Source organism: Flavobacteriales bacterium (assembly GCA_016716605.1).
Taxonomy (GTDB): Bacteria; Bacteroidota; Bacteroidia; order Flavobacteriales_F; family PHOS-HE28; genus PHOS-HE28.
This window is the reverse complement of the sequence record JADJWA010000001.1, coordinates 55,109-71,325: the sequence shown is the minus strand read 5'-3', so window position 1 is coordinate 71,325 and position 16,217 is coordinate 55,109. Positions and strand designations below refer to the sequence as shown.

General features: G+C 62.5%; 14 protein-coding genes, 1 tRNA gene, 1 pseudogene and 1 riboswitch. Of the genes and pseudogenes, 7 read left to right on the top strand and 9 right to left on the bottom strand.

All coding sequences use genetic code 11. The features are described from left to right. Window positions 1–3: 3 nt before the first annotated feature. From IPM12_00345 to IPM12_00330, 4 genes and pseudogenes are all read right to left on the bottom strand, one after another. A pseudogene (locus IPM12_00345) lies at window positions 4–441 on the bottom strand (SRPBCC family protein). Window positions 442–1,136: 695 nt separating this feature from the next. Beyond that, window positions 1,137–1,211: transfer RNA gene (locus tag IPM12_00340), tRNA-Thr, on the bottom strand. A gap of 34 nt (window positions 1,212–1,245) precedes the next feature. Beyond that, window positions 1,246–2,535: a T9SS type A sorting domain-containing protein gene (locus IPM12_00335; protein ID MBK9146246.1), complete on the bottom strand. Its 1,290-nt coding sequence runs from the start codon at window positions 2,533–2,535 to the stop codon at window positions 1,246–1,248. Window positions 2,536–2,640: 105 nt separating this feature from the next. Beyond that, window positions 2,641–2,821, bottom strand: a riboswitch (cobalamin riboswitch). A gap of 10 nt (window positions 2,822–2,831) precedes the next feature. After that, a complete protein-coding gene (locus tag IPM12_00330) occupies window positions 2,832–3,491 on the bottom strand; it encodes a hypothetical protein (protein ID MBK9146245.1) in 660 nt (219 codons plus the stop codon). Window positions 3,492–3,672: 181 nt separating this feature from the next. On the opposite strand from IPM12_00330, the gene IPM12_00325 reads away from it, so the two are divergent. The 4 genes from IPM12_00325 (at window position 3,673) to IPM12_00310 (ending at window position 9,753) form a co-directional block, all read left to right on the top strand. Continuing rightward, on the top strand, window positions 3,673–3,876 hold the full coding sequence (locus IPM12_00325; protein ID MBK9146244.1) for a hypothetical protein: 204 nt from the start codon (window positions 3,673–3,675) through the stop codon (window positions 3,874–3,876). A 214-nt stretch (window positions 3,877–4,090) separates the two neighbouring features. Further along, window positions 4,091–6,220, top strand: coding sequence for an elongation factor G (locus IPM12_00320; GenBank protein MBK9146243.1), 2,130 nt, complete (start codon window positions 4,091–4,093; stop codon window positions 6,218–6,220). A 130-nt stretch (window positions 6,221–6,350) separates the two neighbouring features. After that, window positions 6,351–8,777 carry a carbohydrate binding family 9 domain-containing protein gene (locus IPM12_00315; GenBank protein ID MBK9146242.1) on the top strand — a complete coding sequence of 809 codons (2,427 nt, stop codon included), beginning with the start codon at window positions 6,351–6,353 and terminating at the stop codon, window positions 8,775–8,777. Between the two features lie 97 nt (window positions 8,778–8,874). Then, window positions 8,875–9,753 carry an alpha/beta hydrolase gene (locus tag IPM12_00310; protein ID MBK9146241.1) on the top strand — a complete coding sequence of 293 codons (879 nt, stop codon included), beginning with the start codon at window positions 8,875–8,877 and terminating at the stop codon, window positions 9,751–9,753. Between the two features lie 20 nt (window positions 9,754–9,773). Here the strand turns inward: IPM12_00310 and IPM12_00305 are convergent, their stop codons facing one another. Further along, window positions 9,774–10,349 carry a DinB family protein gene (locus IPM12_00305; protein MBK9146240.1) on the bottom strand — a complete coding sequence of 192 codons (576 nt, stop codon included), beginning with the start codon at window positions 10,347–10,349 and terminating at the stop codon, window positions 9,774–9,776. Window positions 10,350–10,394: 45 nt separating this feature from the next. Continuing rightward, window positions 10,395–10,961 (bottom strand): Crp/Fnr family transcriptional regulator, encoded by a 567-nt coding sequence (locus IPM12_00300; GenBank protein MBK9146239.1) that lies wholly within the window; start codon window positions 10,959–10,961, stop codon window positions 10,395–10,397. A 46-nt stretch (window positions 10,962–11,007) separates the two neighbouring features. On the opposite strand from IPM12_00300, the gene IPM12_00295 reads away from it, so the two are divergent. Continuing rightward, the gene (locus IPM12_00295) at window positions 11,008–12,051 is read left to right on the top strand and encodes an adenylate/guanylate cyclase domain-containing protein (protein MBK9146238.1); all 1,044 of its coding nucleotides are present in this window, start codon (window positions 11,008–11,010) and stop codon (window positions 12,049–12,051) included. After that, complete coding sequence (locus IPM12_00290; protein MBK9146237.1) at window positions 12,051–13,148, top strand: hypothetical protein; 1,098 nt, start codon at window positions 12,051–12,053, stop codon at window positions 13,146–13,148. The genes IPM12_00295 and IPM12_00290 overlap by 1 nt, the downstream gene beginning before the upstream one ends. Here the strand turns inward: IPM12_00290 and IPM12_00285 are convergent. Both IPM12_00285 and IPM12_00280 read right to left on the bottom strand, forming a co-directional pair. Beyond that, on the bottom strand, window positions 13,142–14,209 hold the full coding sequence (locus IPM12_00285) for an adenylate/guanylate cyclase domain-containing protein (GenBank protein MBK9146236.1): 1,068 nt from the start codon (window positions 14,207–14,209) through the stop codon (window positions 13,142–13,144). The genes IPM12_00290 and IPM12_00285 overlap by 7 nt on opposite strands. Before the next feature lie 57 nt (window positions 14,210–14,266). Then, entirely contained in the window at window positions 14,267–14,626 is a 360-nt protein-coding gene (locus IPM12_00280; GenBank protein ID MBK9146235.1) for a hypothetical protein, read from the bottom strand. A 76-nt stretch (window positions 14,627–14,702) separates the two neighbouring features. Between IPM12_00280 and IPM12_00275 the strand changes: the two genes are divergently transcribed. After that, a complete protein-coding gene (locus IPM12_00275) occupies window positions 14,703–15,293 on the top strand; it encodes a hypothetical protein (GenBank protein ID MBK9146234.1) in 591 nt (196 codons plus the stop codon). On the opposite strand, the gene folP is transcribed toward IPM12_00275, so the two are convergent. Further along, the gene (folP, locus tag IPM12_00270; GenBank protein MBK9146233.1) at window positions 15,284–16,114 is read right to left on the bottom strand and encodes a dihydropteroate synthase; all 831 of its coding nucleotides are present in this window, start codon (window positions 16,112–16,114) and stop codon (window positions 15,284–15,286) included. The two genes, IPM12_00275 and folP, sit on opposite strands and share 10 nt — an antisense overlap. Between the last annotated feature and the right edge of the window lie 103 nt (window positions 16,115–16,217).

Genomic DNA, 16,217 nt, shown 5'->3' with positions numbered 1-16,217 from the left:
TGGTCAACCGTGCTTCTCCGCCCAGGCCTTGAAACGCTCCTGGATCTTCCTGCTCTCTTTCTTGAACGCGCCGGGCATCAGGAGGGCCATCAGCTTCATGAAGCCCCGCATGCGGAACTCGTTGTCCGAATGCCAGATGGTCCGGGTGGCACCAGCCTCCTCGAAGGTGTTGCGCACCTCGTTCCACACGCCCTTCGCTTCGTAGGTTCCGCTGAACTCGCGTGGCGGGTCGCGCTTGGTGATGGTCTCGACCATCTCGATCTCGCGGCCGCCCATCTTGTACTTCAATCGGCTCTACGCGCCGACTTGTCCCGGTGTGCCGCTAATGGGCTCGAAGCTGATGAGCGTGGGCTGCCACTCCTTCATGGTCGCCGGGTTGTCGAAGAGTTGGATCATGCGCTCGCGGGGCAGATCGACGGTGATGGTAGTGCGGAACTTCATGAGCGCCAATCTATGTGCGCGCGTCGATCGGTGCGTGCCCAATGGGGCCAGCCGTGCCTCACCGCAATGAGTCCAGTGGCGCCTGCCGGATCTTGCAGCACACTATGGGTGAACTTGATCGCTTCGCCATCCGGGATTCGCGGTCCTATTTTCCAGGGTTGTGGTTTTCGCAGCGTCCCTGCGTACGGACCATGTGCCCCTGCCTGCTTGGGTCGAGGGGTAGGGTGAGCTCATTCATCAGCGAATGAGTGGATGGGTTCGGCACCCCCGGCAATCCAGTCGGTCGAGCCTGCGATCGGGCCATGTCATTGCATGGTTCGGTGAGTCTGCGTTTCTTCGTTCCACCAGTCCACATAGGCCATGAAGCATTTCCTCCTCGCATGTTCAGCCGTGCTGCCCAGCACGGGCTTGTAAGTCCAAACCTTCCTCGCCCGGGCCCGGCCTGCCGGCAGCGATTTCTGGGGTTACGTGGACAACTCGGATAATATGGTCATCCCACCCAAATTCAAGCATTGCTTCCCGTTTCGGCGAGAACGGCTATGCAGCTGCCAAGCGGGGCTACAGTTGGGGATGCATCGATACCGCTGGGAAGTGGGTCGTGGAATCCAAGTTCGAGGCGTTGAAGGTCATCGAGCGGCCATCGAAGCAGCCACGAAGGAGGGGAAACGGTTAAGGGACCGCTCGCGCGATCCCTTTGGAGCCTCCTGTCAGATTTGAACTGACGACCTGCTCATTACGAATGAGCTGCTCTACCGCTGAGCTAAGGAGGCTGATGCGGGCGGCAAATGTAGATGCCCGATCCGATCAGCGCTTGGTGAAGCGCGAGGCGCTCGAACCTTCCGCCTGAACGGTGTACAAGCCAGGCGCGATCCCGTCCACCATCAACCGGTGCTGCACGCCGGGAATCATCACTTCGCGCCGTACCAGGCGGCCTGCGGCATCGCGCACTTCAACCCAAGCGGCCGCGCGGGGTGCTTGAACGAAGAGCTCGTGATCCGCTGGATTCGGGAATACGGTGATGGACGCCGCATCGCGCTCAGGCACACCGGTGCTCAAGCGGATATCCAGTGCCAGATTCCCGCTGGAAACGGCAGCGGGCACAGTAGCCGTCACCTGCCCATCGAGGCCGAGCACATGGAAATCGCCGGCGCTGAAGAAATCGGTGGTGGTGGCGTAGAGCACGCCGTTGATCGGATCCTCGATGATGCCGTAGATGGCCGGGCTGCCGCTCAGGGTATCGCTCACCGCGCCGGTGGCCAGGTCGAATCGCGCCAATTCATTCTGCGCGTACTCGAGGAAGTACACCTTGTCCTCGGCCTCCACGAGCGCCGATGCAGCGCAGCCGGAATTCTCCGCTACCACCGTGGTGTACTGCAGCACGGGGGTCCCATCAACGCTTACGCGGCTGATGCTGCTGCTCGTGAAATCGTTGTTGCAGAAGGCGAGCACGTCGCCGTCCTTCACGAAGAGCTTCTCAGGGTTCAGCCCGTTCAGCCCCAGGTCGATCTCGGTGCCATAGCTCTGCGCTACAAGGTCCACCACACCCACTTTTCCCGCAAGGTTGCTCCAGTCGAAGGCGTTGTTCACAGCCAGATATGCCTTGTCGCCAACCACGATCACATCCTCGGCACTCATGGTCAGTCCATCGGTGGGGTCGATTGTCCAGAGCAGATCAAGCGTGCTCTTGTCGCGGGCCTCGAAGTAGTGGGGGAGGCCGCCCAGCTCGCCGCGGGTGATCAGCAGCGCATCGCCCCAGATGGCCAGCTTGCGCACACCAGCCACCAGGGCTTCGCCGAGCGGTTGATAGGTATCCGCATCGAAGCGCAGCACGCGATCGTCGGTCGCTACGAACACGATGCCTTCATCAACGAGCACATCGCTGCCGAAGCGCGGCCCGTTGATGGTCGCGACGGTTGCATAGGTTCCTGCAGCCGGGTCGTAGCTGCCCAAGGTCACCGGCACCAGCTGTCCGCCGCCGCCGAAGTAGTCGTAGTAGCCTTCGCTGAGCACGAGGACCTGATGAACCATGGGGCCTTGGGCCTGGCACCAGAAGCTTGCTGCGAGCGCAGCTGTTGAGAGTAAAGAGCGGTACATGGGAATTGGGATTTGGCTGCCGCGTTCACCGCGCGGCGTTCGTGATGGTGAAACCCCAGGAACGGAAGGATGGCCACCGCCAGCCAACCCGCCCTTGCCCGGGGCCATTGTCTTGGGCAGTGCGGCAGGTCTTCTGGCTCATCGCCCTCATCCATCGCGCCTTCCCCGTTGCCGAGTGGCATTCGCGCTGGACCTCAGCGATTCACAGCTGCGGGAACAGCTCCCGGTTCGCACGGGATTCCCTTTTCATCCGCCGTAGGGCGGAACCGCAATGCGGGGCCGAAAGTAGGCGCGGCTCAATTCCCTCCGAAACGCACGCACAGGGAAAGCTGCAGGAGCACGCCGCCGGTGGTCAGCTTCGCTTCGAAATTGTCAAGGTCGATGCTGCTGCCGTTCTCCTCAATGGCCCGCAGCGGCATGCTGGTGCTCACATAGCGCAGCATGAAGCGCATCCCGAAATGGTCGCCGAAGCCCACCGCCATGCCAGTGCCCAATCCCCACTGGAAGCCCATGTATCGCGCATCACTGGTGTAGCCCGGCTCGGTGCGCACGATGTTCAGTCCGGCAACGCCCAGTTGGAGCGAGGCGAGCAATGCGAAGCGATCCTTGTTCAGCAGGTAGAAGCGCGGCTGGATGCCTGCCATCATGAGGCGGTTGCTCTCCGTTGCACTGGAATCGACATAAGAACCGGGCTCCAGGTAGAGACCGAGGCTCATGAACTTGGCGACGCCGAAGTCGAGCTCGATGGGCAAGGTGAATGTCGCGGCTCCGTCAGTGGAGGTGGTGTCCACGTTGACCGGCGTCCCGAAGAAGTTGAAGGTGAACTTCTGATAGTACCTCGTGGCGTGAAAGCCAACGGCACCGCCAATAGAGGCGTGGAAGCGGCCCGCTTCGTTGAATTGAGCGTAGGAGCCAAGGGAGCAGGACAGCAAGGAAAGGATCAGGAGCTTGCGCATGATGGGTGCGGGAGTTGGTGCGGTAAAGATGGGCCCACGCCCGATGTCGGGATTCCCATGATGGGCTTATCCGTGAACAGTGGTTGTTTACACGCGGAGGCCATCGCCATACATTCGCCCCGCTCCGCTGAACAAGTCCGCTCCCGGCGTGTTCCCCTGAGCTAAAAGGAAGGAACCCGTGATGCAGAACGCGAGCGAAGCCCAGCCGAATGGCGAGGGCACCCCGGCAGAGCACCAGAAGCCCGCTGAACCAAGCGGTTACCAGCAGAGCGCGGATTTGGCCTTCTGTCCGCAGAAGGAATTGAACCTGCCCGCCAACTACGATGAGGTGGTTGAGCGGTTCAAGCGCCTGCAGGCCGGGCGGGCCATGGAATCACTGAACTGACCGGCATAACCGATCATTCGGAAGGCTCGCTTCGGCGGGCCTTCGCGCTTCGGGGCTGAGGAATGCCTTGGAAATGTCCGTGCGCTTCGGCTAATTTCAGCCCAAGCCTCGCGCGTCGCTGAAGAGTGCCCTCCGCTCCTGCTGGAGATGGGATCAGTTGGCGACCTCCACGAATGGCGGAAGAAACCCAATCACCCCAAACCCCTTCCATGCCATGAAAACCTTCGATGCGAAGCATATCAAGAACATCGTCCTGCTGGGATCCCACGGATGCGGCAAGACCACGCTGGCCGAAACCATGCTCTTCGAGGCGGGTCTGATCCAACGCCGCGGCCGGGTCGAGGACAAGAACACCGTGAGCGACTACCACGAGCTCGAGCACGAGCGCGGAAGCAGCGTTTACAGCACCGTGCTGCATACCGAGTGGCAGGGCTACAAGATCAACATCGTCGATACGCCCGGCCTTGATGATCTCGTGGGCGAGACCATTCCGGCCTTGCGGGTGGCCGATACCTGCGTGCTGCTGCTCAACGCGCACCACGGCGTGGAGGTGGGCACCGACCTGGTGTGGGACCACATCGCGCATTACGACCGCCCGGTGATCATCGGCGTGAACCAGCTCGATCACCCCAACGCCGATTTCGAGGCCACGGTCGCGCAGGCGAACGAGCACTTCGGCAGCGCAGTGACGGTGATGCAATATCCCGTGGAGCAGGGCGATGGCTTCCACCGCATCATCGACCTGCTGAAGATGACCATGTACGTCTTCAAGGATGCCGGGGGAAGGCCCGAGAAGCAGGCCATTCCAGCCGATGAGCTCGAGAAGGCCAATGCCCTTCACAAGGAGCTTGTTGAGCGGGCGGCTGAGAACGATGAGGCCCTGATGGAGCATTACTTCGAGAAGGGCGAGCTCGACGAGGACGAGATGCGCATCGGATTGAAGCAGGGCATGATGAAGCGCACCTGCTTCCCGGTCTTTTGCCTGAGCGCCCTGCGCAACATGGGCAGCGGCCGTCTGATGGGCTACATCGACAACGTGGCCCCTGCCGCGCTGGAGATGCCCGCTGAAGAGCTCGTTGGAGGCGGAAGGCTGGAATGCGTTGCCGACGGGCCTGCCGTGCTCTTCACCTTCAAGACCGTGATCGAGCCGAAGGCAGGGCACATCACGCTCTTCAAGGTCATGAGCGGTGAAGTGAAGGAGGGCACGGAGCTGGTGAACGACAACACCGGGAGCGCCGAGCGCATCAACCAGCTCTTCATCGTTGACGGCAAGGACCGCAAGCCGGTGGAGAAGCTGGTGGCCGGTGACATCGGTGGGACGATGAAGCTGAAGGACACCGCCACCGCGCATACGCTGCACGCCCCGGGCAAGAGCATCAAACTGCAGCCTATCGCCTTCCCCGAACCGCGCTTGCGCCAGGTGATCAGAGCCACCGATCAGAAGCTCGAGGAGAAGCTGCACGCCGCGCTGGTGGAGATCCAGAAGGAGGATCCCACCATCGTGCTCACGTACAGCCGCGAGACCGCGCAGCAGCTCGTGGGAGCGCAGGGCGAATTGCACTTGAACATGCTCAAGTGGAAGCTGAACCACCACTACAAGGTCGATTGCGCCTTCAGCAGCCCGCGCATCCCGTACCGCGAGACCATCCGCAAGAGCGCGGCCGCCAGCTACCGCCACAAGAAGCAGACGGGCGGCAGTGGCCAATTCGGCGAAGTGCATCTGAAGATCGAGCCCTGGTACGAAGGCATGCCCGAGCCCACCGGTCATAGCGTGCGCAGCAAGGAGGAACATGAACTGCCCACCGGCGGGAAGCTGGTTTTCTACAACTGCATCGTGGGCGGTGTGATCGACAACAAGTTCATGCCGAGCATCCTCAAAGGCGTGATGGAGAAGATGGACCGCGGCCCGCTCACCGGATCACCCGCGCGCGACATCCGCGTGATCGTGCACGACGGAAAGATGCACCCGGTGGACAGCAACGACATCAGCTTCAAGATCGCGGGCTTGCAGGCTTTCCGCGAAGCCTTCACCAACGCCGACCCGCAGCTGATGGAGCCCATCCAGGAACTGGAGGTGCGCGTGCCCGCCGACCTCATGGGCGATGTGATGACCGACCTGCAAGGGCGCCGCAGCATCGTGATGGGCGTTGACAGCAGCGGCCGCTACCAGATCATCAGAGCGCTCACGCCGCTGGCTGAACTCGATCGCTACAGCACCACGCTCCGCAGCCTTACGCAAGGACGCGGCACTTACAGCGAGCGCTTCCACGCTTACCAGCCCGTGCCGAATGAGCTTCAGCATAAACTGGTGAGCAGCCATAAGGAGGAAGAAGTGGCGGCGTAGTTCTCAGTGCAGTCCGACCGAGCGCCCTGCGGGAAACCGTGGGGCGCGTTCGTTCGAAACGGTCCATCCCGCTTCGGATGGTTCACGAGGACTGACCTGTTCAACCCGTGGCCCCGACCTTCGTGCCTCGATGCGCCTGTCTGCCCTCATCGCTCTTCTCGTTTCTTCAGCAGGTTTCACGCAGGACACCACCCTGGTCTGCAAGAATCTCACGGCCGCTCGGGCCATGGAGCGCATCGTGGTGGATGGCGTGCTCGATGAGCCCTCGTGGGCCACGGCGGCCATCGGCACCGAATTCGTGCAGAACGAGCCGCGGCCCAACGAGCCCAGCAACTACCGGAGCGAGGTGCGCGTGCTGTACAGTGACAACGCCATCCTTATTAGTGCAGTTCTCTACGATGACCCCGATAGTGTGATGATGCGCCTCAGCGGTCGCGACCAGATCGGCATCACCGACTGGTTCGGAATCACCTTGGATCCCTATGAGAGCGGCCGCAACGGCTTCGAGTTCATTGTCACAGCGGCGGGTGTTCAGTTCGATGCCATCGTGGCCAACGAGGAAGAGGACGAGAACTGGCATGCCGTCTGGCACAGCGCGGCGCGCATCACGGAGCAAGGCTGGGTGGCGGAGATGAGCATCCCGTACTCGGCCTTCCGCTTTCCCAAGGCCAAGGAGCACGTGTGGAGCGTTCAATTCATGCGTCTCGTAGGACGGACGCGCGAGAAGAGCTTCTGGAACCCGATCGACCCCTTGAAGGAAGGCTGGCTGCGGCAATGCGGGGTGCTCACGGGCATCAGCGGGATCGAACCGCCGCTGCGCCTGATGCTGCTTCCGTACGCTTCAGCCTATGCGCAGCACTTCCCGCAAGATGACCCGAACGAGAGCGATTGGACGACCACCTTCAACGGCGGCATGGATGTGAAGCTCGGTTTGACGGATGCCTACACGCTGGACATGACCTTGATCCCCGACTTCGGCCAGGTGGTGAGCGATAACGTGGTGCTCAACCTCTCGCCCTTCGAGGTGCAGTTCAACGAGAACCGGCAGTTCTTCACCGAGGGCACCGAGCTCTTCCAGCGGGGCGATGTCTTCTACAGCCGCAGGATCGGTGGGGTGCCGCTGTTGCGCGGCAACCTCTACGCATCGCTGCGAGAAGGCGAGACCGTCACCGACGACCCCGGCGTGAGCAAGCTCATCAACGCCACCAAGATCAGCGGTCGTGGCCCGAAAGGGCTGGGCATCGGCTTGCTGAACACAGTGACGCGTGCCACCTACGGCACCATCACTGACAGCTTGGGCAACACCCGCGAAGTGCTCACGGATCCCTTGTCGAACTACAATGTCATCGTCCTCGATCAGCAATTGCCCAACAACGGTTACGCGAGCCTTATCAACACCAACGTGCTCCGCGATGGTGATACCTACGATGCCAATACCACGGCCTTCGACCTGCTGGTGAACAACAAGGCGCGCACGCTGCAAGGCGGTGCGGTGGGCCGCATCACGCAGCAGTTCGCAACGGGGCTTGACCGTGACCTCGGCTACTCCTACGAACTCGGCATCGGCAAGACCGGAGGCGCGCTCACTTACGGCACCTCGTACGAGGAGTTCTCGCCGGAGTACGACCCGAACGACCTCGGATTCTGGCCGTGGGTGAACTACCGCAGCGTGGAGCCTGAGTTGAATTTCGTGAAGTACAAGCCGAAGGCACCTTGGCAGCGCTGGGGCATCGGATTCAATGGAGAATACTCACGCGTGATCGTCCCGGATCACTTCTTCAACCTCGCCATGGAGGTGAACACCTTCCGCGTGCTGCGCGGCTTCAATGCCTTCGGAGGCAGCATACGCGCGGAACCCGTGCTCACCTACGACCCCTTCGAGGCGCGCATGCCGGGCAGGCTCTATGAGTTCCCCACCAACGTGCGCTACGAAGCGTGGATCAGCACCAATTATAACCTGCCTTATGCGGTTGACCTGCGCGGAGGCTATCGCCGCTTCTATGAGCGGGACCGAAAGAACATGTGGGTCGTGCTGGAGAATCGGGTACGCCCCAACGACAAGCTCTTCTTCATCCTTGGCGGCTACCACGAGTTCAAGGATGAGGACGTGGGATGGGTGGCCTTCTCGGACGATGACATCATCCTGGGCCGCCGCGACCAGTGGACCACGGAGCTCAGCTTGGAAGGCAGCTACACCTTCACCAACACCCTTTCGCTCAACGCTGATGTGCGACACTATTGGAGCCGCGCGCAATACGTGGAATACCACGAGCTGCTGCTCGATGGCAAGCTGGCCGCCACGGGGTACAACGGCCGCTACGAGGATGGCACGTCAAAGCACGATGTGGATTTCGACGCGTTCACCGTGGATGTATGGCTGCGCTGGAACTTCGCGCCCGGCAGCGAGATCACCCTGGCTGGAAAGACAACATCTTCGTCCGCGAAGGCATCGTGCGCCAGGACTACTTCGAGAACCTCGACAACACATGGCGATCTCCCGGCATCAACAGTTTCTCGCTCAAGGCGATCTGGTTCCTGGATGCGGGGAGCGTATTGAGCAAGCGGAGGGCACGCAGGTGAGGATGCAGCGTGCAGTGAACTTGATCTTCCTTCTCCTCTTAGTCATTGGGCTCTCCTCCTGCAACCTCGCTCGTATGCATGGCCGCTCCTGCGATAAGCGATTGGAGCGCAATGACTACGAGGCTCGGACCCTTGCTACGCCTGAGGGGCCGCGTTTCGCGTGGCACCGCGACACCGGAAAGCCCAAGCTCCTGCTGCTTCACGGGTACACAGGAACCGGCGCTCTTCAATGGAGCAAGACGGCCAAGCTGCTTCGCAAGGACTACGACTGCATCCTGCCGGATCTGCTCAGCCATGGCCTGAGCACGAAGTGGGATACCGCCCATGGGGGACGCAGCATCGATGACCAAGTGGCGCATGTGATCCTCCTGCTCGACAGCCTCGGCGTGAAAGACCCAATCCCAGTGGTCGGCAACAGCTACGGCGGCGGGGTCGCGGCGCGCTTGGCCGAATTGCACCCAGAACGCATCAAGCATTTGGTTATTTACGATGGCCTTGTGAGCGATTACAGCGCCGCCCTCGCGGATAGCATCGCGCGGGCGCACGGCGCGCCGAGCATGCTGGCGGTGATGCGCACCCCCACTGCCAAGGATTTACGCTTCGGGATCCGGCTCTCGCTCTACCGTGACCCGCCCATGCCGGGATTCATACTGAACCAGATCTATCGCGAATTCGCCGAGCCTTACCGTGCGGCGCAGATCACCCTCTTGAAGGACCTGCTCGCGCATGAGGACCTCTTGATGCGCAAGCGTTACGGTTGGAAGATGCCTGTGCACCTGATCTGGGGCGAGCGCGATGAGCTGATCCCGAATGCCGTTGGACGGGCGGTGCTTGCGCGCAATGGGTTGGCGGAGGATCGCTGGATCGTGATCCCGCGCACGGGCCACGTTCCGAACATCGAACGGCCGCGGGAATTCGTTCGTGTGCTGAAAAGGCTGCTCGCCGCGGAATGAGCGGGAGCGGCCCTGCGATTTCAGTGTTGGGCCAGCAAACGCTCAATCTGCGTGAAGTGCCTCTTCTGATGAGCGATCGGGAAGCGGAAGGCATCGCCGGCGCGGAGCTGCACCAAAGGCCCCAGCGTGCTCACGATGCGCATGCGGTTGAGGTCGGTGGCCGGTGCACGGTTCAGCAGGCGGATGAGGCCCTCGCACATCGCGACGAACCGGAGGATGCTCCCCGAATCTGAGCCCGTGTTCCGCGCGGGATCGAAGCGGCGGATGGTGGGCATGCGCAAGGGCAGGCGCCCATCGGCCTTGGGCAGCATGGCGCGCGTGAAATAGTCGCCGAGCAGTCCCGGAGTGAAGGTTAGTGATGCGGGCAGGTCGGCCGCGCGTGTTGCGAAGACGTGCTCCAAGCCTTGCAGGTAAACACCGCTGCTGAGCACCAAATGCTCGAAGACGTCGAGCACGTTCCATTTGGCTGGTTCCGGGCGATGCAGTAGCCGTTCGGCAGGCAGTTGCGCGATGGCGCGTGCGCGGGCGATCTGCGTCTCGAGGTCAGCGATCAGCCCTTCGCAAAGGGATTGAGCATCCATGGGCTTCCGGTTCATGCCGCGAAGCAATGAACGCGCGCGGGCATGCCCCGTTGATCTGCATCAAGAAGTGCTCCGTCGCAAGCGGCTCAGCGTCTCCGGGGTCATCCGCAGGTAGCTGGCGATGTCCTTCTGCGGAACGAGCTGCAGCAGTTGCGGGCTGCGCTTCACCAGGCGTTCGTAGCGCTCTCCTGCGCTCAGGCTCATCTGTTCGATCTCACGGGCGGCGCGGCCTAGCAGCGCTTCCTCGGCGATCAATCGGCCCCAGCGCTCCAGCACGGGCAGTTCGGCATACAACCGCTGCAAGTCGCCGTGCGTGATGCCCAGCAGGATGCTGTCCGTGACGGCCACCACGTCGAACCGGGCTGGCTGCCGCGTGATGAAGGATCCGTATTCGCCGCTCCAGCTCCCGCCGTACGCGAAGCCTACGCAGATGTCAGCGCCATCGTGCGGGAACGAGAGCTTCTGAACGCCTTGGGCTACGATGTAGAAGCGGTCCTCGACCTTGCCGACACGGCTGATGAAAGCGCCGCGGCTGAATGCATATTCCTTCCAGCACGGAGCAATCACCGCCCAATCGCGATCAGAGAGCTCAACATAGCGCGCGATGGTGCGGCGAACGAGGTCCATGCCGCAAAGGTGGCGGCATCCGGTGCAAGTACATTCGCGCCCCGCAATGAACGCCCTTACGCGCTATAAGCTCCGCAAGATCGCCAAGTACGGTTTGGTGGCGGCTATGGTGGCCTGGGTGCTCACGCTCTTCGCCGGCGATGACATCAGCCTGCCCGTATTGGGAGCGTGGCTGCTGCTCGGCCTCTGGACAGGCGTCCTGGAAGAGTACCTCTTCGGAAGGCGTTTCCGTGCATTGGCGGTCCCCTTGCAATTCATCGGGAAGGCGCTCCTAGTGAACCTGTTCACCGTGCTGCTCATCGGCGTGGCTTGGCTCTGGGGCAGCGATCGCTTCACGATGCTCGCCAGCGATGCGCCCTACCGCATGCATGAGATCTTCGGCATGGCGCAATTCTACCGGCTCGTGCTTCGCGCGGTGGTGGTCAGCTCCATCGCCATCCTGGTGGTGCAGGTGGAGGAATGGATGGGCCGCCGCACCTTCATGGGATTCCTCCTCGGCCGGTATGAGCGCCCCAAGCGCGAGGAGCGCGTGGTGCTCACGCTCGATCTGGTGAGCAGCACCGAGATCGCGGAGCGCCTTGGCGATCTGCGCTACTACCGTTTCCTCAACCATGTGTACTCGCTCATGACCGATGCCGTGCTCCGCAACGAGGCCGACATCCACAAGTATGTGGGCGATGAGGTGATCTTCACCTGGCCCATGCGCATCGGAACACGGCACCTCAACTGCCTCGACCTTTTCTTCGACATCGAGGCACGGATCGCGCAGCATGAGGAGGAGTTCAAGCGCGAGTATGGGCTGGTGCCGCAGTTCCGCGCAGGCCTGCACGGTGGGCGCGTGATCTCGGCGCAGGTGGGGCACATCAAACGCACCGTGGATCTCAGCGGTGATGTGATGAACAGCGTAAGCCGCATGCTCGGCTTGGCCAAGGCGATGAAGACGCGGATCCTGGTGAGCGCCGAGATGCTCGCGCGCATGCTGGATGCCGCGGATAGATTCGACATCGGACCGGAGCACTTGGTGCCAGTGAAGGGCAAGCGGCGTGAGGTGCGCGTGCATGAGGTTTCACGCCTGAGGGTCGCTCAATGATGCGGAACCGGTCCCTGGCCTTCGCTCTCGTTCTGCTCTCCGGACCCGTTGGTGCGCAGGCACCGGTGCCTTTCGTCTCCGGGGAGGAGCGCTTCATCATCCTGGCTGATGGGCGCTTCGAGAAGCTCGAGCCGCGACCGCCCGGATGGGTGCATTCCATGAATGGCCAAGTGGCGTACCGCGACCATGATGGCCGGTTGAAGCTGTTCATCGAAGAAGGTCGGCGGTTGCACCTGCTCGATCGCAGGGCCGGAATGCCGAAGGGCACACGGCACCGCCTCGCCTGGCTCAGCGCGGATACGCTCAAGACCATCCGCGAAGGCCGTGCTCATGCCATCGCGACCCATGTGGCGGACTTCGATGTGAGCGATAGCCTGATCGCGTTGCACGATACGCTCCACGATGAGCTGCGCGTGATCTGGCGCGGCCTGCACCATCCGGTTGCCAGCATCGAACGTGGCAGCGAACGGCCGCAATGGCTCCTGGGGTCCAACCTGCTCGTGCTCTTCAACAAGGAAGCGCGAAGGCTCTCGTTATTCCAGGGCGGCAAGCTTCGGGTGCTGAACGACAGCACCGATGTAGGCATTGCGGTGGCCGGAGGCGGCGTGGTTGGCTGGTGGGACGGACAGGCGCGCGTGTTCAAGGCGCTCTTCAACGGAACGGAGCATGAATTGAGCGAACTGCGGCCCGCGTCGGCGAAGGCGGGTGATGGCCTCGTCGCCTTCATCGATGGCAACGGAAGGCTGAAGTGCTTCGATCGCGGCGCGCTGCATCGCGTCACGGACGACCCGCCGACGGAATACTGGGTGCGCGACAGCCTCCTCCTCTACCTCGATGATGGGCGGCTCATGCTCTTCCGCGATGGTGCATCGGTTGCGGTGGAGGGCTACGTTCCCGAGCAATGGGAAGTGGAGGGCGCGCTGCTGGCTTACCTCGACCTGAACCGTGAGCTGCATGGCATCCTGAACGGTGCGCGCTTCCGCTTCGGCAGCGAGGCGGCGATCAGGCGATTCGAGCTCTTCGGGGACCGCGTGGTTTACCGCAGCCCCTTGGGCATGACCGTGGTGGCTTCGCGACGGAGGTCGTGGACCTATTGAGCTGGCTTCGCCGGCTTGGCCGGCTCTTCGATGGTCCATAGGCTGATGGCCGATCGCTTCCCCTTCAACGCGATGCTGCCGATCTCCCGCACCGGAAGCGCGCCCTTCGGGAGCAGGAGGTCCAGCAGCTCCTTGCTGATCAGGTTGTCCACGCCATGTGCATTGCACGTGTTCTGGATGCGCGCGGCGGTGTTCACGGCATCGCCGCTGAAGATGCGCTCCTTCTTCACCAGGCCCACCTCGCCGGTGGTCACTTCGCCGTAGTGGAAGCCGGCCTTGAAAGTGGGCGTGATGCCGTAGCGCGCCTGATAATGGGAGGCGCGGCTCTTCAGCTTCGCGCGGATGTCCAGGAAGCAGCGGATGCAGCGCTGCTTGTTCACGCCACGGCGCAAGGGCCAGCTCACGCTGATCTCATCGCCCACGTACTGGTAGATCTCGCCGCGCGAGTAAACGATCGGGTCGGTGATCTCCTGGAACAGCTCATTGATCAGCTGGAAGTAGCGCACGTGGCCGAGGTCCTCCGCGATGCTGGTGCTCGAGCGCATGTCGAGGAACATGAAGATGCGCAGCTCCTGGCGAGGATGGCTGTAGCGGCCCGCGAGGTAGGAAAGGCCGCTGGACCCGAACTGGTCGCTGAGTCGCACCGTGAGCATGGTGGCGCCCATCAGGGCGGTCCATTGAAGGTATTGGCCGAGCCAGGCCACGCTGAAGAGGCGATCGCCGAAGTCGCCGCCGAAGGGGTCGTCCTGAGCGGGCAGCCAAGCGCCCAGCGCCGCGAGCACCAATGCGATCAGCGCGGCCATGATGCCCAGCGCCGGCAGATAGGCCAGGTGCCGGAGCCGGTCGCGCAGCACGAAGATGTACGCACCGCCACCCACGATGCCGATCGCGAACACCAGCGCTGATCGCTCCATCAATCCGGCTCCAAGGTCGCTCTGAACGCCCTGCTCGGCGAGCGCGATGTGCTCGAACAAGGCGCTCAAGGCACCCATGGCCGCCCACGCCGCCGCGATGCGGAGCGTGCGGTTGGAGCGGAGCCTCAGGCGCGCGAGCGGATCCATGTGAAGAGGTTCGTTTTTGCGGGCCGGCGAAAGTAGAAGGCGGCTGATCGCTGCATGTTAAGCCGGTCCCGCCGTGGAACCGCCCCTGCCTTGCTTGGGCAGCATGATCAGGTAGTACCACGCCACGATGAGCAACCCGGCTGCGAAGAAGGGCACCGCCCAATGGCGTTTGGTATCCTCGAACCAGAACTCACCGATCATCCAGATGCCGTTGGCCGTGATCCAGCACACCACCGCGATGCAATGGAGCAGCTCCCCCCGATCGCCGCGCATCCGCCAGGCGATATGGACCGCCATGAGCAGGGTGGGGATGAACATGGCGAGCCCGAGGGCCTTCAATCCCATCACCCAGCACAGGTCCTTGACCAGCCAGAGCACGATGTGGAAGTTCTCCGAGGCGCGCAGGTCGCGGAACATGGGAATCGGTTTGCCGCGAAGATGCGTCCGTCGAAGAAACCGCACCTTTGCCGCCGTACCCGGTAATTTGGGAGCAATGGCGAAGAAGCGGAGGTGGGCGACCGGGTCGCGCGGGCTGATGGCCCTGGCGCTGGTGCTCATGGCATCCTCCGCCAGCGCGTTCTACATCCGCATGCACGGCCTGGTGAGCGAGTACTTCACCGGCGATGGCCTCAAGCAGGTGCAGGTGCGCCTTGTGAAGGACAGCATTGAGCGCGAGACCGTGTTCACGGATTGGAAGGGGAACTACGAGATCTACCTCGAGCGCGGCTACGATTACCAGGTGTGGTTCTACCGCAAGGACATGGTGCCTAAGTATGTGCGGATCGATGCGCGCGAGATCCCGCTCTTCCCTGATGTCCCCTTCTACGACATGGATGTGCAGATCACGCTGTTCGCCTTCATCGAGCGCTTCGATTTCGAGCTCTTCGACATGCCGGTGGGCATGGCCAGCTACAAGCACAGTGTGCGCAACCTGAGCTGGGACATCGAATACACCGAGCGCATGCGTTCGGAGACCGAGCGCGTGATGGTGCACTACGAACGGGCGATCGGTGCGCTGGAGAAGGAGAAGATGGCCCAGCGCGCGGCCAGCCGGCGAAAGAAGCGGAAGCGGGCCTACTTCTGATCGCGCAGGGCAGCAACGAGCCTCACGCACTGCATGGCCTCCTTCACGTCGTGCACGCGAAGGATCGACGCCCCCTTCAGCAGGGCGATGGTGTTCAGCGCGGTGGTGCCGTTGAGCGCTTCATCAGGCGCGGTGCCCAGCACCTCGTTGATCATTCGCTTGCGCGAAAGCCCCACAAGGACCGGGGCTCCCAGGGCCACGATGCTTCCGAGCCGTGCGAGCAGCGCGTAGTTGTGCGTGATGGCCTTCCCGAATCCGAATCCTGGATCGAGGACCGCATCCGCGATGCCCGCCTGGCGCGCGGCACTGAGCCTTCGGCTGAGGAAGAGCGTCACTTCAGCCACCGCATCGGTGTAGCGCGGATCGGCCTGCATGGTGCGGGGATTCCCTTGCATGTGCATGGCGATGTACGGAACGTGAAGCCGAGCCACTGTCTCCAGCATCCTGTCATCGAGCAGGCCAGCGCCGATGTCGTTGACGAGGCTAGCGCCGGCCATCACGGCATCGTGCGCCACGCGCGAGCGATACGTGTCGATGCTCAGCAGTGCCTCCGGGAATCGCAGGTGAAGGGCCTCCACCATAGGAATCGCGCGTCTGAGCTCCTCGGATTCCGGCACCTCCTCGGATCCCGGTCGTGTGCTCATGCCGCCGATATCAAGTATCGACGCGCCCTCCAGGAGCATCCGCTCCCCGAGCCGCAGCGCATCACTGGTGCCCGCCCGGCTGGCCGCAAGGAACGAATCAGGCGTAGCATTGATGATCCCCATGACCATGGGGAAGCGGGCTTCGTGGAGCCGGTCCTTCAGTCGCCAAGTGGCCATTCCGTGCATTGCTTCCGCGCCGAAGGTCGCATTCAGCTATGTTTGAGCAACGCGGCTCGACCCCGATCGTGGATCACGGGCCGTTTCGCAACCAAGCCCCCAT